Source organism: Arthrobacter sp. M4 (genome assembly GCF_020251205.1).
In the GTDB taxonomy this organism is placed as follows: Bacteria; Actinomycetota; Actinomycetes; order Actinomycetales; family Micrococcaceae; genus Arthrobacter.
This window is the reverse complement of sequence record NZ_JAIWYX010000004.1, coordinates 288017-311973: the sequence shown is the minus strand read 5'-3', so window position 1 is coordinate 311973 and position 23957 is coordinate 288017. Positions and strand designations below refer to the sequence as shown.

The 23957-nt window shown below is 64.2% G+C and carries 15 protein-coding genes; 3 read left to right on the top strand and 12 right to left on the bottom strand.

Going from position 1 to position 23957, the window contains the following annotated elements:
* Complete coding sequence (locus LD110_RS09840) at positions 1–861, top strand: phosphogluconate dehydrogenase C-terminal domain-containing protein (protein ID WP_225498616.1); 861 nt, start codon at positions 1–3, stop codon at positions 859–861.
* Between the two features lie 110 nt (positions 862–971).
* On the opposite strand, the gene LD110_RS09835 is transcribed toward LD110_RS09840, so the two are convergent.
* The 7 genes from LD110_RS09835 to LD110_RS09805 all read right to left on the bottom strand — a co-directional run bounded on the left by LD110_RS09835 (position 972) and on the right by LD110_RS09805 (position 10678).
* Complete coding sequence (locus LD110_RS09835) at positions 972–1574, bottom strand: TetR/AcrR family transcriptional regulator (protein WP_225498615.1); 603 nt, start codon at positions 1572–1574, stop codon at positions 972–974.
* A gap of 29 nt (positions 1575–1603) precedes the next feature.
* A complete protein-coding gene (gene paaK, locus LD110_RS09830) occupies positions 1604–3013 on the bottom strand; it encodes a phenylacetate--CoA ligase PaaK (protein WP_225498614.1) in 1410 nt (469 codons plus the stop codon).
* Between the two features lie 9 nt (positions 3014–3022).
* Positions 3023–3493 (bottom strand): hotdog fold thioesterase, encoded by a 471-nt coding sequence (locus LD110_RS09825; protein WP_225498613.1) that lies wholly within the window; start codon positions 3491–3493, stop codon positions 3023–3025.
* Positions 3494–3663: 170 nt separating this feature from the next.
* Positions 3664–5220, bottom strand: a complete 1557-nt coding sequence (locus tag LD110_RS09820; protein ID WP_225498612.1) for a bifunctional diguanylate cyclase/phosphodiesterase — start codon at positions 5218–5220, stop codon at positions 3664–3666.
* A complete protein-coding gene (locus LD110_RS09815; RefSeq protein WP_225498611.1) occupies positions 5221–6297 on the bottom strand; it encodes a hypothetical protein in 1077 nt (358 codons plus the stop codon).
* Positions 6298–6655: 358 nt separating this feature from the next.
* Positions 6656–8302, bottom strand: a complete 1647-nt coding sequence (locus LD110_RS09810) for an ATP-binding protein (protein WP_225498610.1) — start codon at positions 8300–8302, stop codon at positions 6656–6658.
* Positions 8303–8422: 120 nt separating this feature from the next.
* Entirely contained in the window at positions 8423–10678 is a 2256-nt protein-coding gene (locus tag LD110_RS09805) for a S9 family peptidase (protein WP_225498609.1), read from the bottom strand.
* Between the two features lie 223 nt (positions 10679–10901).
* Between LD110_RS09805 and LD110_RS09800 the strand changes: the two genes are divergently transcribed.
* Positions 10902–11222, top strand: a complete 321-nt coding sequence (locus LD110_RS09800; RefSeq protein WP_225498608.1) for a hypothetical protein — start codon at positions 10902–10904, stop codon at positions 11220–11222.
* A gap of 23 nt (positions 11223–11245) precedes the next feature.
* Here the strand turns inward: LD110_RS09800 and LD110_RS09795 are convergent, their stop codons facing one another.
* The 4 genes from LD110_RS09795 to LD110_RS09775 form a co-directional block, all read right to left on the bottom strand.
* Positions 11246–12154 (bottom strand): diguanylate cyclase, encoded by a 909-nt coding sequence (locus LD110_RS09795; RefSeq protein WP_225498607.1) that lies wholly within the window; start codon positions 12152–12154, stop codon positions 11246–11248.
* On the bottom strand, positions 12151–15798 hold the full coding sequence (locus tag LD110_RS09790; RefSeq protein WP_225498606.1) for a response regulator: 3648 nt from the start codon (positions 15796–15798) through the stop codon (positions 12151–12153). The genes LD110_RS09795 and LD110_RS09790 overlap by 4 nt, the downstream gene beginning before the upstream one ends.
* Positions 15799–15903: 105 nt before the next feature.
* Positions 15904–17364 carry an ornithine decarboxylase gene (locus LD110_RS09780; protein ID WP_308012423.1) on the bottom strand — a complete coding sequence of 487 codons (1461 nt, stop codon included), beginning with the start codon at positions 17362–17364 and terminating at the stop codon, positions 15904–15906.
* A 122-nt stretch (positions 17365–17486) separates the two neighbouring features.
* Positions 17487–19136 carry an alkaline phosphatase gene (locus tag LD110_RS09775; RefSeq protein ID WP_225498605.1) on the bottom strand — a complete coding sequence of 550 codons (1650 nt, stop codon included), beginning with the start codon at positions 19134–19136 and terminating at the stop codon, positions 17487–17489.
* A 373-nt stretch (positions 19137–19509) separates the two neighbouring features.
* Between LD110_RS09775 and LD110_RS09770 the strand changes: the two genes are divergently transcribed.
* On the top strand, positions 19510–22257 hold the full coding sequence (locus LD110_RS09770) for an AMP-binding protein (RefSeq protein WP_225498604.1): 2748 nt from the start codon (positions 19510–19512) through the stop codon (positions 22255–22257).
* A 56-nt stretch (positions 22258–22313) separates the two neighbouring features.
* Here the strand turns inward: LD110_RS09770 and LD110_RS09765 are convergent, their stop codons facing one another.
* Positions 22314–23864, bottom strand: coding sequence for an FAD-dependent oxidoreductase (locus tag LD110_RS09765; protein ID WP_225498603.1), 1551 nt, complete (start codon positions 23862–23864; stop codon positions 22314–22316).
* Positions 23865–23957: the final 93 nt, after the last annotated feature.

Sequence of the window (23957 nt, the reverse complement as noted above, 5' to 3'; positions counted from 1 at the left end):
ATGTCAGCAGAACAGTTGACCGTTGCCGTCATTGGTGCCGGTGGCAAGATGGGCATGCGCGTTTCGCGCAACCTGCAGAAGAGCGCCCACACCGTTTTCTATTCGGAGAACAGCCCGGCCGGACAGGACCGCGTCCGCTCTGAGGGTCGCGAGATCACCGCAACCGACGACGCCGTCAAGGCCGCCGACGTCGTGATCCTCGCCGTTCCGGACACCGTCCTGGGCGTCGTCTCCCAGGGCGTGGTGCCGCAGATGAAGTCCGGCGCCGTCCTGCTCACGCTGGACCCGGCCGCCGCCTACGCCGGCCTGCTGGCCAAGCGCGACGACGTTGTGCAGGCCGTTGCCCACCCGTGCCACCCATCGGTGTTCCTGGAGCGGACCACCAAGGAAGAATGGGCCGACACCTTCGGCGGCGCCGGCGCCCCGCAGAACGTCGTGGCAGCCATCGACGAGGACGCCCCCGCCGCTACCCGCGAACTCACCGAGGCCGTCATCCGCACCATCTACGCGCCCGTCATCGACGTGCACTGGGTCACCGTGTACCAGCTGGCAGTCCTGGAGCCCACCCTCGTGGAAACCGTGGCCTGCATGATCGGCACCCTGCTCAACGAGGCCCTGCACGAGACCGTACACACCGTGGGCGTACCGGAGGAGGCCGCCAAGGCCATGCTGTTCGGCCACGTCCAGATCGCGCTGACCAACGCCCTGCGCGGCTCCAACCCGTTCTCCGAGGCGTGCGAAATCGCCATCCAGTACGGCAAGGACACCATCATCAAGGACGACTGGAAGAAGATCTTCGACGACTCCGAGCTGGACAACGTCATCGCCAAGATGCTCAAGCTGGAAGCCGTCAAGCACTAAGCGCTGAGCACCTCACAGAGCCTCACGGCGCTGAAACTCAACAAAAGAAACAGCAGATAATGCGACGTACGTTCCTCGTGGCTCGCATTATCTGCTGTTTTAAGCGGGGGTTATTTGGACGCGTGGAGACCGTCGAACGCGATGGTGATGACGTCGTCGGCCAGTTTCTCCTTGGAGAGCGAGCCGCCCGGCTTGTACCACTCAACAATCGAGTTGATGGTGCCGAACAGGAGGCGGGTCACGGTGCGTGGATCGATGTCCTGGCGCAGGGAGCCGTCCTCCCGGGCAGCCGAAATCAGTTCGGCAACCTTGTGGTCGAAGCTACGGCGGCGGGCCATCGCGTCCCGTTCGATCTCCGTGTTCCCGCGCAGGCGAAGCAGCAGGGTCACGAACGGCAGGCGGTCCACCAGCACGTAGATGGTCTGCCGGACCACGAATTCCAAGCGGGCGTCGGCGGGACCAGACTGCGCCCCCGGCTCCTCCAGGATGGCTTCCAGGCCACCGAGTGCGTGGTCAAGGGCGAGCTTGAGCAGATCGCCCTTGGACGGCACATGGTGGTAGATCGCGGACTTGGAGATGCCTAGGTTCTCGGCCAGTATGCCCATCGACGTAGCGTCGTAGCCGTGGCGGTTGAACACGTCGACGGCGATCTGCAACACGGACTGCTGGTCGTAGCCCGGGCGTCCGCGCTTGGTGGTGGTCTCAGTTGGCATACTGGTCAGTTTCTCATGAACGGTAGGGCTCAGCCTTTAGGACGCAGGTCGTAGATGCGGCGAAGTTTGCCGTTGGATCGCTCAAGGGACCCCGGTTCCACTACGTCCACAACGCAGGACGAGCCGACATGGATTTTGATCTGCTCACGCAGTGACCGGGCCGCGGAAGCGCTTTGTTCCGCGCTCACCGTTTCCCGGCGCTCGATCTTCACGGTGAGCTCGTCCATGCGCTTGCCCTCGGGCCGGGTTATCTCCAGTTGGAAGTGCGGGCTGAGTTCGGGAATGCGCAGGGCGATTTCCTCGATCTGCGAGGGGAACAGGTTCACGCCGCGGAGGATGATCATGTCGTCGCTGCGGCCCGTGATGCGTCCCATGCGGCGGTGCGCGGGACGTGCACTGCCCGGCAGGAGACGGGTCAGGTCCTTGGTGCGGTACCGGATGATGGGCAACGCTTCCTTGGTCAGCGAGGTGAACACCAGTTCGCCCGGCTGTCCGTCGTCCAACACTGTGGAGTGATCGAAGGGGTCGATGATTTCGGGCCGGAAGTGGTCTTCCCAGATGTGGCTTCCATCCTGGGTTTCTACTGCTTCGCCAGCGACGCCAGGGCCCATGACCTCGGACAGGCCGTAGATATCGCAGGCCTTGATGTTCATGGTGGTTTCGAGTTCGTGGCGCATTTCCTCGGTCCACGGCTCAGCACCCAACACCGCGTACTTGAGCGACGTAGAAGTGGGGTCGATGCCCATGTGCGCCATGGCGTCGGCGATAGTCAGCAGGTACGTGGGCGTGGCCAGGATGGCGTCCGGCTGGAAGTCCTGGATGAGCTGGATCTGGCGTTCGGTCTGCCCGCCGGACATCGGGATGACGGTGCAGCCCAAGGCTTCCGCCCCCGCATGGGCTCCCAGCCCGCCGGTGAAGAGGCCGTAGCCGTACGCGTTGTGGACCTTCATGCCGGGGCGGACGCCGGAGGCGCGAAGTGAACGGGCCACGAGAGTTGCCCAGTTGGCGAGGTCATTCTTGGTGTAGCCGACCACCGTGGGCCGGCCCGTGGTGCCGGAGCTAGCGTGGATGCGGGCCACTTGGTGCTGCGGGACGGCGAACATCCCAAAGGGGTACTCCAGCCGAAGGTCTTCCTTGGTGGTAAAGGGGAACTTGCCAAGGTCGGAGAGTTCCCGCAGCTCCGACGGGTGGACTCCGGCTTCGTCGAACTTGCGCTTGTAGAGGGGCACGCGCTCATACGCGTAGGCCACCGTGTGCTGCAGGCGCTGCAGTTGCAAGGCCTCCAGTTCGTCGCGCGAGATGGTCTCTTCGCGGTCCAGGACTGCATCGCTGGAAACAGTTCCGCTGACGACGGCGGCACCGCCTGCTTGAGCGGCACCGCCTGCGTGTGCGGCGCCGCCGGCGGACGGGGTGGCCGGTTCTGTGGTGTGGAGCGTCATTGCGTGGTCCTACTTCTTGGAAATCGTGCGGCTGCGGCCGCGGAACTCGGCGATGAGTTCGCCTGGGGCCTCATCGGGGGACGCTGCCGACGCCGCATCAGCGTGGGCAGCGTAGATCTGGATGTCGTAGAGCCCGCTGCGGCCCGTGTGGGCGCGGCGGTTCGCGACGGCGGTGATCACCTGGCCTTGGTATGCGGGCTTCAGGAAGTTGATGTCGACGCCGGCAGCAACGGTGATGGTGTCGATTTCGGACGGACCCGGGTTGGCCGGGTTGCAGGCAAGGGCGAAGGCTGTGTCCGCGAAGGCGAAGATCATTCCGCCGTGCGCCATCCCAAAGCCGTTCAGCATCTCCTGGCGAAGGGCCATGCGAATGGTCGCGTGGCCGTCGTCGATTTTGAGGACCTCGATCCCCATCCACTCGGAGGCATAGTCGTTGGTGAGGATGTGGTGGACCACACCGGGGATGGTCGTATCAGCCATGCGTCGTTGCCTCCAGCTTTTATTTACCGAACGATCATTAGGTAATCTTAGATCGCGCGTGCTGTCAAGAGCTTAGGGGGCTTGGGACGGCTCCGTACCTTTCGTTTTCAGACGCTAAACCGACCGTGGCGGAGCAGCCGACGGGCGCTTCGGCATCAAAAAGCAGGCGGCTAGCCAGCCACCGGCCAGCTCTTGTTGTTTGCGAGCTTCTCGGTGAATTCAGGCTCGGGCAATGGCCGGCTGAAGTAGTACCCCTGACCGCTGGTGCAGCCTATGCTGCGAAGGTATTCGGCCTGGTCCGCTGTTTCTATGCCCTCCCAGACGGCGCCAAGGCCGCAGGCGCGGATGAGCTGCAGCACGGCCGCGATGAGGGCAGGCTGGGCCGGGTCGCTGCCAAGGGCGGAGAGCAATGTCCGGTCCACTTTGACGGCGTCTACGGGGAGCTTTCGGAGGTAGCTGATTGAGGAGTAGCCCGTGCCGAAGTCGTCGATCTCGAGCCCAACGCCCAGCCGGCGCAGGCTCGCCAGCGTGTAGCGGTCCAGGTCATTGCCTTGGATGACGGCACTTTCGGTTAGTTCCAGCACCAGCAGGGCAGGATCAAGGCCAGCCTCACCCAGGATGTCCCTGACGTCCTCAATGAACTCGAGGCGCTGCAGGTCGGCGGCGGAGACGTTGATGCGGATGGAAAAGTTGTGATGTCCGGTCACCGGGTCGGCCCGCCATTTGCGCAACTGCTCGACGGCGGCGCGGAGCACCCAGTTGCCCAGCTCCGAGATCAACCCGGTCTCCTCGGCGATGGGAATGAAAACGTCCGGCATGATCATGCCCCGGGAAGGGTGCTTCCAGCGGACCAGGGCTTCGGCACCCTCGATCGCGCCGGTCTCCAACTCGATGATCGGCTGGTAGTAGAGCACCAGTTGGTTATCAAAGATGGCGTCCTTGAGCTCGCCGATCAGCTGGTTCTTCAGCTGGCGGGCATGGAGCATTGTGGCTTCAAAGACCTTGAGCTTGCTGCGGCCCTCCGCCTTTGACTCGTACATGGCGATGTCCGCTTCCATCAGCAGGTCCTCGGCCGTCTGCCCTGGCTCGGCCATGCGCAGTCCCATGCTGGCGCCGCAGCGGATGTGCTTTCCTTCCACCTCCACCGTGCCCTCGAATGAGGCGAGGATTCGGTTGCCTATGGTGGAAGCCTCGGCGGGCGTCACATTGGGCAGCAGGACTGCGAACTCGTCGCCTCCCAGCCTGGCCACGAGGTCACCTTCGCGTACGGACTCCAGGATGCGGCCGCCCACGGTTGTGAGGACCCTGTCGCCGGTGCTGTGGCCGAGGGAGTCGTTGATGCCTTTGAAGGCGTCCAGGTCCAGGAGCAACAGGGCCGACGCCGGTCCGCCGTCTTCTGCAGTTGCCTGGGCCTCGTTGAGGGCCGCCACCAGCGCAGAACGGTTGTACAGGCCGGTGAGGGAGTCGGTCATGGCCATCTTCTGCATCTTGAGGTGTGCCTCGTGCAGCATGCGAGTGCGTAGTTCGACGCGCTTCTCCAGCTCTTGGTAGATAACCTGGAGGTCCTCGGCGAGGATGTTGGTCCCCATGATCACGGCATCGATTTGGTCCCTAGGCTCGTCCACTTCTATGCGTGTGTCCAGTTCCCCTGCTGCCAGCTTGACGATACCGTCCAGCAGTCGGCCCAGGCGGGGGTCGCCGCCGGGATCCCGCACTGCATCTGACATCTAACCCCCTACAGGTCCTCCAGCAGCCCCGTCGGAATCGTCCAGGTGTTCCTGGCCGATACCTTCCAGATGTGTACGGACCACTGCGCTTCGCTCCGGGGCGGCTGCCCTATCGAACAGCCTAGCCGCCTCTTCGAAGGTTCGCCGGGCGTCATCATCGCGTCCTGCTCCCAGGAAAGCCCGGGCAAGCAGGAAATGTGCTTCCGCAGCTGTTTGTATGGCCAAAATGGAGGATTTGGCACAAAGCGGTTCAAGGATCGCGATGGCTCCTGCCATATCGCCGCTGAGGAAATTCCAATGCGCGCGGACCAATGACATTTCCAAGTGATCCCGTTCGGAGCCGCCAACAATATCCGTGGCGAGTTCCGCGCGTTCAATACAACGCAGAGTTGCCGCATCGGCGATCTTGGCCTGCAACCGCATTTCCGCCGATGCCCGGTTAAAACGCGCCCATAAATCCACATCTTTTGAGGGTGAAAGCCTGTCTGCGGCCAGGTCATGGAAACGGCTCCCGTCCTCCAGACGGCCGCTCAGGAATGCCACATTTCCTATGACCCAATAACCCTTGCCCGCTGTATCTTCGTCAACGGCGTCGCCCAAAAGAGTTTCCAGCACCAGGCATTCACGCCACGCATCGTCCAGCAGCCTGCCCTCGGCAAGAGCCGCGATAAGGGCCCTTTGGGCCAGGATGTGCTGGTACACCAGGTTGACGTTGCCCGCCACGAGCTTCGCTGCGTCGTTGGCCGCCGTTGCCGCCTCCGGCAACCTGCCAAGGCCCTGCAAGGAGACAGCCAGCAGCGTCCCCGCCCGGGAACCAAGCTCCGCGGACGTTCCGGTAAGCGCGTTTTCCTTGAGATCCATTGCCATTTGGAGGCATTCCATGATGGCGCCCTTGTCCCGTAGGCACTCCGCCTGGAGGTACTTCATGTTCCACCAGGCGAGCTCATCACCCGCTGCGAGGGCCATCTCCGCAGCCTCTCCGGCCTCCCGGAATGCCACGTCGTACTCCCGCTTCTTCCAACTGGCGCGGGCGCTCAGCTCAGCCACCAGATGTGGAGTTAACTGCGGAGTAGGCATGAGCCTATTATCCATGTCCTGATCGGGCGAATGCCCGTATACTATCCAGCGTGACGGTTTTGCAATTCACATAGCCAAATTCTCATAAGCCGAAAGGTCCAGCGAATGAAAAAACTTGCGGCATCACTACTTATGGCGGCCATCCTTGCGGTTACGGGTTTTGCAGCCCCTGCCAACGCCGCCCCTCCAAAGGACACCACCAGTTCCACCACAATTGGTTGGTGGCCGTGATCGGTGCCGCCTGAGTAATCAGGTTGGCCTATCCGACGGGTTAACCTCTGGATACCCCGGACTACAGTCCGGGGTATCCGTTTTTTAGTTTGTGACAACTCTTTAACTGCGTAATATGACGTGATTGTTACGGCCCGCCGACTGGAAGCTCCACCGACACCGTGGTCCCGGAACCCAGCTTGGACGCCAGTCCCAGACGCCCTGTGTGACGCTTGACGATGTCGTGTGCTATGGCCAGCCCCAGCCCGCTTCCGGGCACTGCGGTGGACGTGGCATTGGACGCGCGGAAGAAGCGGGTAAAGACATGGGGGAGATCCTGCTCCGGGATGCCCAGGCCCGTGTCCGCCACGCGCACCAAAACTGACGGGCCGCCGTCGTCCGCTACTGACGGCTCCGAGGTTATCCCCACGGTGCCGCCGTCGGGCGTGAATTTGATGGCGTTGGCCACGATGTTGGTGAAGACCTGCTCCAGTTGTGCCTCGTCGGCGTTGACCTTGACGTCCTCGGCGGGTTCCTCCAGGGTGACCGCCACGTCCCGCGATTCGGCGAGGGGGCGAAGCGTGGCCACCACGATCTGCAGGACCTGGCCGATGTCCACCGGCTTGAGGTTCAGGCTGGAACTGGAACCCTGCTTTGAAACGGTCAGCATGTCCTCGATGAGCCGCCGCAGCCGGTCCGAATTCCGGTCGATGACTTCCAGCATCCGTTCAACGCCCTCCGAAACCGGGCCGCCGGCGCCCTCGCGGATCATGTCCAGGTAGGCCGTGATGGACGTGAGCGGTGTCCGAAGCTCGTGGTTGACCGTGGCAAGGAAGTCAGTTTTGGCCTTGTCCAGTTGCCGGAGCTGCTGCAGGACCTGTTGCTGGGCGCTGATGAGGTGCCCCTGGATGAGGCCGTGGGCAACGTTTCCTGCGACGTGCTGCATCAAGGCGATCTCGGTTCGGGACCAGTCATGGCCCTGGTTGACCATAACCACCAGGATGACGCCAAGGGCAGACTCGCCCTCCCCGACTGGTACCGCCACGAAGGACCTCGCGCTGAGCTCGCCGGCCCAACCATGCAAAGTGGAGGCCAGTGCCGAGGTCGGTTCGGAACGATGGTCGTTGACGGCCAGCACATCCGCCTCGGTCCAGAGGCGGTTGGAGGCGTCAGCCACCTTGTCTTCGCGTGATCCCAGCCGCGCCCGCGCCTCCGTGAGCCCCTCCCTGTTCCACTGGGCACGGATGCGCGGGACGCGTTCGTCGCGGAAGGTTGCGAACCAGACGTAGTCGGCGCCGAGGGCCTCGCCAAAGCCGCGGACAAGGTGTTCAGCAATTTGTTGGGGGACATTGGTGGCCCGCACGGCCGCGGACACCTTGCGGAGGCTCTCGCGGAGGGCCTCGACGTCGCTGCGAAGCCGGTGCCTTTCCTGCGCGCGGCCAATCAGCGTCTCAACCCGGTGGACCAGCTCTTCCGGGCGCGGGGGATTGATGACGTAGTCCGACACTCGCCAGGTTTCCACAGCCTCGAGGTCCACGGAGTCCCCGGCATTGAGCAGCAAAAGCACCGGGACTCCGGGGCTGGGCAGGCTATGCGTCAGGGCGTTTTCCAGGACGACGACGGCGGGGTGTCGCCGTTTGAGTTCTGCAGCCAGCGTGGAGGCGTCCCCGGCCGTGTGGACCTGGAAACCCGCCCCTGACAGCGCGCCGGTTGTTAGCTCCAGGCGTGCGGCATCGGAATCAGCAACCACCACGACACGCTGTGTTGACGATGCCCCAGCTGCTTCATCACTCACGGTCCCCCCTCGGTTGCGCGGTGCCGTTGCGCGGCAACTCGTGACTGTGGCAACACCATATCAGCGGTCGCCGTCAAATTGGTCGCCTCACAGTCTGTGGAAAGTGCTCCTTCGATCCCGCTACTTCAGCCCGGCTCCGGGCAAGAGCTCATTGGCGCCCAGGGAGTCAGCCACAAAGGCGTAGTCCCAGGCCCGTTCCCGCCACTGGACGTACCGGCCGGAAGCGCCGCCGTGGCCACCTTCCATCTCGATTTTCATCACGATCGGCTCCTGCCCTGTGGTGGCGTTCCGCAGGGCCTGGACCCATTTTGCCGGCTCCACGTACAGCACCCGGGTGTCGTTGAAGGATGTCACGGCAGCAACCTTGGGGTAGGCCACTGCGTGGACGTTCTCGTACGGGCTGTAGGACTTCATGTAGGCGTAGACGTCCGGGTCGGTGATGGGATTGCCCCACTCCTCCCACTCCAAGGCTGACAGGGGCAGTTCCGGGTCCAGGACGCTGGTCAGGGCATCCACGAAGGGCACCTGCGCCAACACCGCGGCGTATTTTTCCGGTGCCATGTTGGCTACGGCGCCCATCAGGAGCCCGCCCGCAGAGCCACCCATCGCGGCGATCCGGGAGGAATCCACCCAGCCGGAGCCCGCCAGCCAGTCCGTGGCGGCGATGAAGTCCGTGAAAGTGTTCTTCTTGTTGAGTTTCTTGCCGTCTTCATACCAGTGTCGGCCGAGTTCGCCGCCGCCGCGGATGTGCGCGATCACCATCACGATGCCGCGGTCCAGCAGGGATAGCCGCGGTATGCCGAAGCCGGGGTCCATGCTCATTTCGTAGGAGCCATAGCCGTACACCAGTCCCGGAGCCGTGCCGTCCTGCTGCACGGACTTGTGGCGCAGCACGGACAGCGGCACTTTGGTGCCGTCTGCCGCCGTCGCCCATTCACGGGTGGCGACGTAATCGTCGCCGTCGTAGCCGCCCAACACGGGGCTTTCCTTCTGCAGCAGGAGCTCGCCAGCAGGCTTCTGCTCGGTGGGCAGGACGAAGTCGTACACACGGGAGGGCGTGAAATAGGACGTGTAGCCCACGCGGATCACGGGCGCCTTGTAATCCGTGCCAGACACACTCGCAGTGTAAAGCTCCTCGTCGAAGGCCGGTTCGACGGCGGCCTGCTGGGTTTCGGTTCCCAGCCCCGCCAGCGGCAGGACCTGGACGCGTTCAATGGTGTCCTTCCGGATGGACACAACGGCGTGCGTTGCGGTGACACCGGCGCCGTTGACACGGACGTGGTCGGAATGCGCGACGACGGTGCTCCAGTTTTGCTCGGACAGGGGCTTGCTGAGTTCGGCAGGGTCCACCAGGCTGACCATCGAGTTGATGGCGTCCTTGTTGTGCGTGAGCAGGATCCGCTCCGCGCTGGTGCCGTCGGGCTGGTGCTGCAGGAAGGGCTCGGCTTCGTAGAGGATCCGTTCGTCCCGCGAGATCACTGTAGTCAGCCCGGCGTCGAAGTTATCGAACGCCAGCATCCGCGTCTCGCTGTATTCGGAGCAGCCGATGCTTAAAACCAGGTAGCGGCGGTCGGACGAGAGCTCGAAGCCCAGCCACATGGCCACGTCGTCTTCCTGGTAAATCAGCTGGTCTTCGGAAACCGGCGTGCCGAGTACGTGGGCTTTGACCTGGTACGGACGCCAGGACTCGTCCACCACGGTGTAGAAAAGGCGTTTGCCATCGGGGGAGAAAGCGACGCCGTAGAACACGTTCTCGATCACATCCGGCAGCAGCTCTCCAGTGCGGAGGTCCTTGATCCGCGCGGTGAATCGCTCGTCCCCGGAGTTGTCCACAGCATAGGCGTACAGGTTTCCGTCCACTGTGACAGCAACGCCGCCAACCGAGAAGAACGGTTTGCCCTCCGCCTCCACGTTGCCGTCCAGCAGCACCTCCTCGCCGGGCACGTCGACGCCGGGCTCCACCGCCGGGGGAGTCCAGTCGGCAACCGGGTCATCGGTGGTTGCGGCGCGGACACGGCACTGGATGCCGTACTCCTTACCCTCTTCAGAGCGGGTGTAGTACCACCAGTCGTCCTTGCGGCTTGGGACAGACAAGTCTGTCTCCTTGGTGCGGCCTTTGATCTCCTGGAAGATGGCTTCACGCAGAGGCTCCTGATGGGCGGTGACGGCTTCCTGGTATGCGTTCTCTGCCTTGAGGTGGGCTATGACCTCCGCTGATTCCTTGTCCCGGAGCCATTCGTAGGGGTCCACGAAAACGTCACCGTGATGCACGCGCTCGGTGGGGACTTTTTTGGCAACTGGTGCCGCCGGAACTGCTGAAGCCCTGTCAGCAGTGTGGGCGGATGTATCGGCAGGGGACGCGGAAGCCTGGGTCATGGTTTCAATATATAGAGCCGGACCGACAACGCGATGCGCGCCAAGCTATCGGCGTCCCGGGTCCCCCGCAAGTCATATCCCCTTTTCGAAGAAATATGTTGTCTGCATCACATTTGCTGTCTAGGGTGGATCACGGTCGCAGCGTCGCGGCCAGCCACGGGCCGCAGCGTCGCGGCCCGGCCCCGGCCTTTGTGCCGTGGCCACCCACGGACGGGAGAGCATTGTGAATGACAAACTCCGGGTACTTGTTCGTCTGGACCTCGATTGTGGCGAGGCGCAAGTGGCAGCACATGGCCACGTCACCTCGCGAAGCCTTCAAGCACTGTATGTAGTAGTCAAACGCGCCAACCATCTCCGGGAAGGCCTGCGCCTTGTGGTGGACGTCAGCCACGCCAAGGTTGACGCAGCCGCCTTGGAGCAACTGCAGGAATGTTCCCAAACCCACCACCTTCCGCCCTCCATTGATCCCGGGCAGTCGGATTTCGAGCTGAGCATCGTGGCCCCGATCGCAGAGTACGCCGCCGAGCTGGCGATGGCGGCCTAAACTCAAATGGCGGGGGAACGGGACTATTCGGCCACCGCCACTGTGTTCCGACCAGCGGCCTTGGCCCGGTAGAGGGCAAGGTCGGCTTCCTTGAGGAGCTGCTCCGAGTCCACGCGGTGTCCCTCCACGTAGGAGGCGAGTCCGGCGCTGATACTGAGTACCCCCGAGGAATCGCCGCTGTGCACAATGCCCAGCGCGCCCACAGCCGCCCTGGCCCTTTCCACCACCAAACGGGCCTCGGCGAGGGACTGCTCGGGAAGTACAAACAGGAATTCCTCGCCCCCAAAGCGGTAGACGCCGTCGCCTTTCCTCGCTTGGTGAGCTATGGCCCCGGCAATGGCCTCCAGCGCGGCGTCGCCTGCCTGGTGGCCGTAAATATCGTTGTAGCTCTTGAAATGGTCTACGTCGCACATGGCCAGCGAATAGTCCCTGCCGTAGCGTTCACAGCGGGCGTGCAGCTGGTCCAGGTCCTCGGACAACTTGAGCCTGTTGTGCAGTTTGGTCAGCGGGTCGGTGCGGGCCTGTTCGGCCAGGGCGAGGCGGTACCGGGCCAGGTCGGCATGCAGCGACGTGATTCGCTGGGCAGCCAGGAGCCGGGTGTGGAGGCTGAACGGGTCAAGCGGCTTGGTGACATAGTCGTCCGCTCCTGCTTCCATACCGGCCAGGACGTCATTCCGGGTGCCGTGTGAGGTCACCAGGATCAAGTAGGTGTACGAGCCGTCTTCCGCCGCCCGAATGGCCCGGCACAGTGCCAGACCGTCCAGGCCCGGCATCATCAGGTCCGTGACCACTGCCTGGGGCGCATGTTCCTGGAACAGCTGCCAGGCCGCATCACCGTCCGCCGCAACGATGCACTCGTGGCCGGACTGCTCCACGGCCGCCTTGGTGATCATCCGCGAGAGCTGGTCATCGTCTGCGATCAGGACCTTCATGAGGAACCAGACTCCCATCCGGACTCTGACAGCAAACGCTCAAGCTCCGCTTCGGCCTCCGCCAGTTCGGCCTCCAGCCGCGCCAGCAGTTCCAGGCCACCCACAAAGGGCGACGCGTCATCTGAAGGCGCTGCCGTCGTCGTTGGTATTTCTTCCGATGGCACTTCTTCCGGGATGGCGGGCGCTGCGTCCGATGAGCCGGTTAACGCCAGCGCAACGCCGGGCTCGGAGCCTTCCGCTCCGGCATCCCGGCCCATCCGCTCGAGTTCCTTGCTTAGTTCGGCCGCGCCCATGGCACCGATGTTGGACGCCGCACCTGCGAGCCTGTGGGCAGTCTGCCTCACGGCGTCCGCATCGCCGCCCTCCAGCGCCAGCCGCAAGGTGCTGACACTCCGCTGCACCTCGTCGCGGAACGCCCGCGCCGCCCCCGGGAGCAGCCCGAGCCCGTCCCCTGGGCCGAGTTCGCGGAGGACAGCCAGCCGGTCTGCGTCCAAAGCAGGGCCCGACGACGACGGCGACAGTTCAGTGGGAGCCGGCAGTCCCGGTGTGGTCGCTTCGGGAGGCAACTCCGCCGCGGCACCTGCCGTCGTCGGGCTCCCGGACTGCGCACCCGCGGCGCCTGACGTCGTCGGGCTCCCGGACTGCGCACCCGCGTCACTTGACGTCGTCGGGCCCTCAGTCTGCGCACCCGCGTCACTCTGCCGCACCCAGCGGGACAACACGTTCCCCAACTTAGTGAGGTCCACGGGCTTGCTGATGTAGTCGTCCATGCCTGCCGCCAGGCAGCGCTCGCGGTCCTCGTCCATGGCTCCGGCCGTCATGGCGATGATGGGAATCCGGCCGGCTTCTCCATTGCGTCCCCGGATGGTTCGCGTGGCCTCGAACCCGTCCATTACCGGCATGTGGCAGTCCATTAGGACGGCGGCGTACCGTGTGGCGGCCGTTGCGGCCACCGCTTGGGCGCCGTCGGTGACAATATCGACGTCGTAGCCCAGGCGGGCTGCCATGCCCTGCGCGACGAGTTGGTTGACCTCGTTGTCCTCCGCCACCAACAGCCGGCCGAGCGACCGCGCGGGCTTGGGCGCGGCTCCCTGGCGGGCAGGTTCGCGGGCTGCCGGCAGCTTGACGGCCATCAGCCGGAGGAGCCGGTTGTAGAACTCGGAACTGCGGACGGGCTTGGTGAGATGCTCGCGGATCCCCGCCTGTGCCAGCCCGGCTTTGTCCACTTCCATGGTGGACGTCAGCAGGATGAAGCGCGGCGGAGTGTCCTCTTCCGCCTTGATTTGGCGGGCCAGTTGCAGGCCGTCGGTTTCCGGCATGCACATGTCGACGACGGCAATGTCGTAGGGCGTGCCGGCAGCGGACGCCTGATGGACCTTTTCGACGGCGGAGCGGGCGTCCGGGACGGCCACCGGCCGCATTCCCCAACCGGCGAGTTGGGATTCCAGGACCAGCCGGTTGGTGGCGTTGTCGTCTACCACCAGCACGTTGAGCCCGGTCAGCAGGTCCGGGATCGGTTCGGCGTCGTCCTCGACAGCCTGGCCAATCGGGAGTTCCAGCACAAACCAGAACGTGCTGCCCTGGCCCACCTCGCTGCTGAGTCCGATCTCGCCGCCCATGGCCTGCGTGAGGCGCCGTGAGATCGCGAGTCCCAGGCCGGTTCCTCCGTAGCGTCGCGTGGTGGAGGCATCGGCCTGGGCGAAGGACTCGAACATCCGCTGGTGGTCTCCCGCGCCGATGCCGATTCCGGTATCCCTGACTTCGAAACGGAGGACGGCTTTGTCGTCACGCTGGCTCAGCATTTTCACGTGGATTTCCACTTCGCCGGACGGAGTGAACTTGACCGCGTTGGACGAAAGATTCAGCAGGATTTGGCGGATTCGGACAACGTCGCCGAGGAGCCTCGCCGGGACGTTCGTGTGGCAGTAGGAAATGAGTTCCAAGTCCTTGGCCTGGGCTGCCTCTGCCACCAGGCCTGCGACCTCCTCCACAAGCAGTCTTGGATCGAAGGCCGCGATATCCAGTTCCACTTTCCCGGCTTCCAGCTTGGAGAAGTCCAGGATGTCGTTAATCAGGGCAAGCAGGACTTCGCCGGCGCCCTTGACCCCTTCCGCGTACTGCCTCTGGGCTTCGCTGAGGCGAGTATCCATCAGCAGCGAGGTCAGGCCGATCACCGCGTTCAGCGGCGTGCGGATTTCGTGGCTCATGGTTGCCAGGAACTCGGATTTCAGCCGGCTGGACTCCAGCGCGGCTTCCCTTGCCGCCAGCAATTCGGCCTCGGCTGCCTTGCGTTCAGTGATGTCCTGGGCGATGGTTGCCACACCCCGGATCCCGTCTTGACCGCGAATTGGGGACATGGTGACTGCCACGGCCACTGAATTGCCGTCACCGCGGACCCTCTCGGTCTCATAAATATGTACTTTGCCGTCCTTGGCTGCGTCGGACAGGATGGCGTGCTCGATGGCCAGGAGGTGCTCCGGGATGAAGAAATCGCTGTTCCTGCCAATGGCCTCCGACGCCGGGTAACCATAGATCCGTTCCGCGCTGGGGTTCCAGCTGGTGATGACACCTTCCGCCGTCTTTCCGACGATTGCGTCGCCGGACGAGTTCACAATGGCGCCCAGGTCTTCGAGTTGGGCGGTCCGCTCGGCGACTTTGGACTCAAGGTTGCGGGTGAGCGTCACATTTTCGACGACGATCAGCACCTGGCGGACGATGACGAACACCAGCACGGTGAGCCCGGTGAAGACCAGGACCGGATCACTGAGGGTGAGTGGCCGGCTCCGCGAAAAGAACGGTGCCATGAACACGGGCAGGTAGGGCAGAAGCTCCAATGCCGCCGTGTAGGCACGGCCATCCTTCGTGGTCTCTTCCGATTCGGGGAGCAGCGGGCTGAAACCGACCAGCAGGAAGGCAAGCACCCAGCCGACGGCAAGGGGCGAACCGGTGGTTCCCGTGACGCCGTCGAACGTTAACCTCACGTAGATGATGTCCGTGAGGGCAAGCACCAGGAAGCCCACACTCAGGCACAACCACGGCAGGCGGTGGCCCCTTGCTGCCCGCATGGTCAGGATGATGACTAGGGAAAGCATCATGACGTCGACGATGGGGTAGGCCAGTTGGGCGATGTGGGACAGCGGGTCGTCGTCTTGATCGGAGGCCACGGGCCCCAGCACGGATCCCCACGCCATGAATAGGACGGCGCTGGCCACCACTCCGATGTCAAGGAGGGATCGGACAAAAGGCAGCCGAGGGCCGGACCGCCGGGCCAGCAGGAGCAAGGCCACGCCAACCGGGATGGAGTACCCCGTGAAGCCCAGGTCCGCAAAAGACGGGAAGGGGTAGGCGTGATCCAGGGTGACGCCGTAATACGTCCACAGCCCCTGGGCCGAGGCCCAAACAAGCAGGCCGGCAGCCATGAACCACCGGGCCACCCTGTTCTCGCGTGCCTGGATGGCAGCCCGCGTGTGGCTCACGAAGGCAGTTAACGCTGCCAGCAGAATAGCGATATCGCCGTAGGTCTGCGCCTCTTCCGTTCCGGTTCCGCGGCTGAACCCAGTAGCCAGGATCCCCAGGGACGCCCCTGCCGGAATGATGAACCACAGGAGACTGTGGCTCCGACGCACATGCTTCACCTCTGCCACCGGACCCCCGCCTCGTTAGTGGCCTCCCCAAAAAGCGAACAACACCGACCGTCGTGCCTTGGCAAGGCAGAAAGCGGTGCTGATCAGAGCATACTGCGGATGGCGTTACTCCTGAACTACCCTGATGGTCTTCATGCTCGGGTCGGCGGGGTCGGGCAAGACCATCCCGGCGTCAACGCCTGAGCGCAGGTATTCCACCACCTTCCCGTTGATCTTCTCGCCCGGCAGGATGGCGGGAACTCCCGGAGGGTACGGGGTGATCTGCTCGGCGGCGATCCGACCGGCGGCGTCTTCGGCCGGCACTACTTCCACGGGACCAAAGAACGCATCCCGCGGATGCATGACGGTCTCCATCTCCAGGTCCGAAGGTTCCGGGAGGAACATCGGATGGGGAGCCGGCATGGTTGCGGAGGCTTGCGCCAGGGCGGTCAAAGCCTGGAGCAGGCGGTCGGCGGTCCCGTCACCGTCGGCCTGGGAGAACGTGGCTTCAATCCGGCTGTGGTCATTCAGCCCGACGTCGATGCGCTGCTCGGCCCGGAGCCAGTCCGCAGCCTGGTATCCGCTGATTCCCAGTTGGGAAACGTCGATCAGCACGTGGAGCGGGTCCAGGTCGTGGGAGGCTTCCTTGCGGACCAGTTCGTCCCGCAGGACGTGGAATCTTCCGATGTGTTCGATTCGGGTGCGCACTGTTTCCACCAAATCCAGCGTCCGGGCGAGCTCCTCGTGGCCGTGTTCCACCATTTGCCGCCGCCACCCGTCGATCGCCGAGTACAGGATGACGTTGGCGCTGGTGGTGGCCAGTACATCGGCGCATTGCGATAGACGGACAGGGTCCACCAGGCCGCCCTGCACGTGGTAGACGGAACCCTGTTCAAACCCCATGCCCATCTTGTGGACACTGACCACGCAAATATCCGCGTTCGCCGACATGGCCCAGGTTGGCAGGTCGTCATGGAAGGGGAGGTGGGCACCCCACGCCTCGTCCACGATGAGCGGTTTGCCACGTTTGTGGCAGATATCGGCGATCGATGCAAGATCGGCACAGGTTCCATACGGAGTTGGGCTGGTGATGAGGGCCGCCGCGGCATCCGGATGCCGCTGCCACATGGCCTCCACGGCGTCCGGAGACGGCGGATGGGCGATGTGCAGTTCGGAGTCCCACATCGGGCGGATCCAGCGAGGCTGAAGCCCGGACAGCACCAGCCCGGCAGTCACCGATTTGTGGGCATCACGGCCAATGAGGATTTCCCCGGTTCCCCGTGTCACGGCCAGGATGGCTGCCTTGACGGACAGCGAACTGCCACAGGTGGAGAAGAAGGCCTGCTCCGCCCCCACGGCTTCAGCCATGAGCGATTGGGCCTTCTTGAGCAGACCGCGGGAGGAGGAACGGTCGTCCAAGCCCGCCGTGGCCAGGATATCCGCCTGAAAAGTCTCCCGCCCCAGCGCTGCCAGGGTGCGGGGGTCGGCGCCCCGGCCCTGCCGATGCCCGGGCGGAGTGAAGCCATAGCGGTCCAATTGCCTGTGCTCCACCAGCCCATCGAGGATCGGGGCTTCATGCTGGTCCATGTGCCGCGCTCTCCGTTACCTGGATCCATCCCGGCCTTCCGGGAGTCTGTATAGACCTTGTACCCATTTGCGCTCGTCTAATGCGGGGTGCAAACCTACACAAACTCCCGGGCGGGGAGGCGTTATAGCTCCGGCGTCAGGACCTTCGTGAAGAGCACCTCACCGTTGGCGTTGCGGAGGCTCGCCGTGAAGCTGCCGTCCGTTCCGACGTCGACGTGGCCGAAGTACTGGTTCTGGCCATCGCGCGGCGACTCGCCGGCAAAGCGGCCTGCGCGGTTGAACACAACCTCGGGACCAAAGGTGCCGTCCAGGGCATTGGGCCCAAAGGAACCGGCGTTGATCGGTCCAGCCACGAACTCCCAGAACGGGTTGAAGTCCGTAAAAGCCGCGCGCTCCGGCGAGTAGTGGTGGGCGGCGCAGTAGTGCACGTCCGCGGTCACCCACACCACGTTCTTGACGCCGTGCTTCTTGAACGCGCTCAGCACACCGGCGATCTCCAGTTCCCGGCCAAGCGGTGCGCCGTTGTCGCGGTTGGAGAGGCTCTCCTGGTTGACCGGGCCGTCCGGGACGACCAAGCCAAGGGGCAGGTCGGCGGCGATGACCTTCCACGTAGCCTTGGACTGCTTGACTTCCTTGATGAGCCAGTCCACCTGCTCCTGGCCCAGGATGTTGGTGGCGTAGGGTTCCTTGCCGTCAGTGTTGGGCGACTTGTAGGTGCGCATGTCCAGGCAGAAGACGTCCAACTGCGGGCCGCGGTTGATCTTCCGGTAGATGCGGGCCGGCTGGTACTGGCCGTCCTGGTAAGTGCCCGGCCGCCACAGCGTGGCAGCTTCAGAGATGGGCATGTTTTCCTGCCACGCCTGGCGGCCGCGGGCGGCCAGGACGTTGACGTCGCGGATGGTGTAGCGGGAATCTTCGATGATCTGGCCCGGGTACCAGTTGTTGTGGGTCTCGTGATCATCCCACTGCGCCAGGACAGGAACGTTCGCGAACATCGCCTGCATGTTGGCGTCCATCGAGTTGTAGCGGTGCCGGCCACGGAATTCCTTCAAGGTCTCCGCAACCTTTGAGACCTCTTCCGTGACGATGTTCTTCCACACTTGACCGTCCTTCTCCGTGACTGTGGCGGAGATGGGGCCGTCAGCGTAGATGGTGTCGCCGGAGTGGATGAAGAAGTCGGGGCGGGTGTCCAGCATGGCCTTGTAGCCGCGCATGCCGCCAATCTCCTCGTTGATGCCCCAGCCCTGGCCCGCGGTGTCGCCGGTCCAGACGAAGCTCTGCCGACGCTGCTCCTGGTTTGCCGCATCCGCGTTGCTGGCAGGAGCGGTGCGGAAGGTGCCGCTGACCGTCTGGCCGGTGGCGCCGCCGTCGTCCTCGAAGCTGATGTCCAGCGCGAAGCGGGTCCTGGCCGGAAGCTTGTCCGCGTGGATCTTGGCGGTGAAGTCGCTGTTTTCAGTTGCCCAGGGGCCGCGGAGCCTGCGGCTGAAGGCTGCCTTGCCGCCCAACACGTCTCCGGCGTCGTCGATGGCGCGCAGGGTTGCGACCATCCTGCCCGCGTCGGATGAGCGTGCCCAGAGGACGGCGGATTCGGCGGAGACATCGCCGGTGGCGATGCCGCTGGGGAGCGTGAGACGACGGCGGACCAGCGGGGCTGCGGCCACGGCGCTTGCGGGGGCGGTCCCGACGGCGGCAGCACCGGCGGTGGCCAGCCCACCGGCGGCGAGGGCTGCTAGGGATCCTTTGACGAGGGTGCGGCGAGAGAAATCAGTCATGCCCGCGAGTCTGCCGAACGATCGTTCACAGTCTGTGGCCCGTCAGTGAACCGGAAGTGTGCCTCGGGTGAACGTCGCGGACGGGTGGAAGTCGGTACCTCGGTTCGTTCGTTTGCCGGAAATGGCCGTGTGCCTCGGGTGAACGTCGCGGACGGGTGGAAGTCGGTTCGCCTCGGTTCGTTCGTTTGCCGGAAATGGCCGTTTGCCCGGTCGTTTGCCAAAGGTGGCCGCTTTGGACGGCTGAAAGCGGCCACCTTTGGCAAACCGACGCCATCCAAACGCAGTACAAACTCTCGTGACGATTTACGTCATGAAAGCGTTTCCAAATTAACTCCAGTTGTTGTTAGGTAAGGCTATCCTCTACGTTGGGGCGGTGAACTTCCCCCTTAAATTCGCGGGGGTCTCTTTTGCTTCAGACCTAGACCGCCACGGCAACCGGCCCGCCATCCTCACCGGCGCCCGGTCGATCACCTACGCCGAATTGGCCGGACGGGTCCAGGATTTCGCTGACCGCCTGGGCCATGCCCGCCGTTTGGTGGTGCTTGCGGCGGATAACAGCGTTGAATCCCTGGTGGCCTACCTTGCGGCACTGTCGAGCGGCCACCCCTTGTTGCTGGCGCCCTCGGACAACCCGGCGGCGCTCGCTTCGCTTGTAGAGGCCTACGATCCCGACGTCGTCATCCGGCCGGCGTCGGCTGCTCGGGCGTCTGGTGCTCTAGGCGCTCCCGTATCCGGCGAGCCGCAGATTGACGAGATCCGCACCCACACCATCCACGAGCTGCATCCTGACCTCGCCCTGCTCCTCAGTACTTCTGGTTCTACGGGTTCCCCCAAGCTCGTCCGGCTGTCGCGCCAAAACATCGAATCCAACGCGGAGTCCATCGCCGAATACCTCGGCATCACAGCGGACGACCGTGCCATGACCACCCTGCCCATGTATTACTGCTACGGGCTCTCAGTCATCAACAGCCACCTGCTGCGTGGCGGGGCATTGGTGCTGACCAGCTTGTCCGTGGTGGATGAATGCTTCTGGCAACTGTTCCAAAACCGCCAGGCGACATCCTTCGCCGCCGTTCCCTACACCTTCGAGCTGCTGGATCGGGCGGGCTTCGCGGAGCGGGATTTGCCCACTCTGCGCTACATTACGCAGGCGGGCGGCAAGCTAGCTCCGGAGACGGTGTCCCGCTACGCCGCACTCGGCAGGCGAAGGGGCTGGGAGCTCTACGTTATGTACGGGGCAACCGAAGCCACAGCCCGGATGGCCTACCTGCCGCCGCACCTTGCGGAGAAGAATTCGGGAACCATCGGTGTGGCCGTGCCAGGGGGTTCCTTCCGGATTGATCCCGTGTCCGGCCTGGAGCACGGCGAACTCGTCTACAGCGGCCCCAACGTGATGCTCGGCTACGCGCAGATTCCCGCGGACCTCGGACTTGGTCGGACCGTCGAGGAACTGCGCACGGGCGACCTTGCCCGCCAGCACCCCAACGGCTTGTTTGAAGTGGTGGGACGCCGCAGCCGCTTCGTGAAGATTGTAGGCCTGCGTATCGACCTCGGGCAGGTGGAGAAGCTGCTCGCCGGGATGGGCATCAAGGCTGCCTGCGCCGGGACGGACGCGAAGCTGGTAGTGGCCGTCGAGGGCCAACACGATGAGCGCCTGCTGGCCAAGACTTTGGCGAGCGACCTCGGGCTGCCGCGCGCCGCCGTCGTAATCCGCGCCGTTGAGGAACTGCCCCGCCTGGCCACCGGAAAGACCGACTATCCGGCAGTCCTCGCCCTCGCCGCCCAGCCAGCCGGGCCAACTGAGGCGACGGGCGCCGTCGTCGGGACTTCCGCCGTCGGGCGCGGCACCGGACACGGCAACGGAATGCCCGACGACGGCACGGACCCCGCTGCTGCCGGCTCACCGGACGACGTGAAGCGGATCTTCGCCGACGCCCTGGAACTCGACGACATCGGCGACGATGATACCTTCGTCTCCCTGGGCGGCGACTCGCTGTCGTACGTCGCGGCCTCTGTGCGGCTTGAACGCTCCCTGGGCCACCTACCCGCGAACTGGCACGTCACTCCCGTCAAGGACCTGTCGCGCCGAACGCCCAAGCGGTCCGCGTTCGCAAAGCGCTTCCGCCGGATCGTCGCGCCGATGGAGACGAGTATTGCGCTTCGGGCCGTGGCGATCCTGACTATCATCAGCACACACATTGACCTGATCCAATGGCCGGGCACCGCCCACGTCTTGATGGCAATCGCAGGTTACAACTTCGCACGCTTCCAGCTTGGCGGTGAACGACTCCCCAGGTTGCGCAGACAGCTGCGAAGCCTCGCCCGTGTTGTGCTGCCCACCGTGACTTTCATTGCCGCCGTGATGCTGCTCTCCGACGACAAATTCCACTACACCACAGCCAATCTGTTCCTCCTGAATACGATGATCGGGCCCGTGGAGTGGACTGACGCATGGCACTTCTGGTTCATCGAGGTCCTGGTGTACTGCCTCGTGGGGATAATGGCGCTGCTGGCAATTCCGTGGGCACACCGCGCGGAGAAGCGCTTCCCACTCGCCTTTCCGGTGGGGCTGATGGGCTTCGGATTGCTGTTCCGCTACAACCTGGTGCCGTTCGACATCCTCCACACCAGGCCGGTGCTTTGGCTTTTCGCGCTGGGCTGGGCGATCGCCCGGGCACGGACGTGGCCCCAGCGGCTGGCGCTTTCCCTTCTCATAGTCCTGACCGTGCCGGGGTACTTCGACAACCCGTGGCGCGAGGCAACGATCGTGGCTGGGATTCTCCTGATCGCGTGGGTTCCCGCCATCCCGTTGCCTACTTTCCTGCACCGCCTGGTGGGCGTTATCGCCAGCGCTTCCCTCTACATCTACGTGACGCACTGGGTGATTTTCCCGGATTTCAAGGAACACCAGCCCGAACTGGCCGTGGTGCTGTCCGTCATGGCAGGTATCGCCTATTGGACGATTTCGGTCCGCATGATGGGAGGTGCGGAGCGGCTGCACATGCGGCTGTCCAGGGCGGTTCCCTCGTGGTGTCGCGCGTCCGGGACCCGCACGTCCGGGACCCGCGCTTCCGCGTTGAAGGCCCGACGGCGGGAGGCCGAGTCCCAGCCTGTCGGCTAGTCTCTTGGGGCGCCCTTGGTGGACGCCCCGGGGACAGCGCCCTGGGATGTGCGTTGTTAGGCCAGGCCTTCCGGGAGGCGGGACGGTCCGGGGGCGAGGTTTTTGGTGGCTGGTCCTTGGATGACGGTGCCGTCAGTGGCGTATCGTGAGCCGTGGCATGGGCAGTCCCAGGTGGTGTCGGAGGGGTTGAAGCCGACGGTGCAGCCCAGGTGCGTGCAGGTTGCGGAGAGGGTGCGGACCTGCCCCTCTTCGTCTTTGTAGACTGCTGTGTCCTGGCCGCCGATTTTGATGACTGTTCCGGTCCCGGGGGCCAGGATTTCGTGGCCGGGTCGCCTGCTAGCGAGTTTGCCCGTCAGGATTGCCGTGAAGGTTTTGGTGTTCTCCCGGACGAACCGGCTGGCGCTGGCCAATGGGGTGATCCGGTTGCTGTTGAACACACGGGCCCACGGGTTTTTCTGGCCGTTTATGGTGTCGGCAAGAATGAGCGCGGCCACGGTTCCGTTCGTCAGGCCCCATTTGCGAAGGCCTGTGATGACATACACGTGCTTGGCAAAGGGGGAGGCGAGTCCGACGTAGGGCATCCCGTCCAGCGGCATCGCGTCCTGGGTAGACCAGCGGTAGTCCACCTGGGTGGCGTCCAGGCGATCGTGGGCGAAGGCTGCGAGTCTGCCGTAGCGCCCCCTGGTATCTCCGGCCTCGGACACGCGATGGCCTTCGCCACCGGCCAGCACGTAACTGGTCCCGCCGACGTTCAGAGTCAGAATGGAGCGCATCGGTTCGTCGGCGCTGATGAACGTAGCATCCAGGGGCGGGGTGTCCACTCGTCCGGCGACGATGTAGGAACGGTGTGGGTGGCAACGCAGGTAGAACAGGCCGCGGGCGTCGAAAGGCACATTGGTGGCCACAACAATGTCCCGTGCGTGGACTGTGCCATGCTCAGTGACGACAGCGCCGGGGGTACCGTCGTGCACTCGCTGGGCACGTGTTTGCTCGAATACGAAGCTCCCTTCGCCGTTTACGGCCCGGGCAAGTCCTTGGAGGTATTTCACGGAGTGGATTTGCGCCTGCCCGTCGAACCGGACCGCGCCCTTGACCGCGAAAGGTAGCGGTACATCGGTGGTGAACGTGGAAGGTAGGCCCAGTTGCGCGGCAAGGTTGGCTTCGGCGCGGACGAGTCCCAGCGCATTGTCGGATTCGGTGTACGTGTAGTTGGCGACTCGGCGGAAGTCGCAGTCGATGCCCTCCCCGGCCACGACGTGCGCAATGTGCTCGATCGCGGCCTGGTTCGCCTGCCCGTACGTGCGGGCGGTGTCGGTGCCGTGGCTGCGTGCGAGCCCGGTATAGGCCAGCCGATGCAGGGAAGTGACTTTGCCGGTTGTGTGGCCAGTGACGCCGGTCCCGACTCGGGCAGCCTCGATGACCGCGACCGTGCGGCCGGCGCGTTTGAGCGCAAGCGCGGCGGTCAGCCCCGCGATGCCCGCCCCGATCACCGCCACATCGACTTCCATGTCCTCGCGCAAGGCGGGGTAGTCGGTAGTTCCGGCGGTAACAGTCCAGAGTGAGACAGGTTTACCTTCCGGCCGTGCACCGTCCGATGCGGGAGTCACTGCGACACCTCCGGGTCATTTGGCAGCATTCTGCAGCATAAAGATCGGAACGGCCAGACCGCAGCTTCTGCAGATCGGACTCAATGAGGTTTT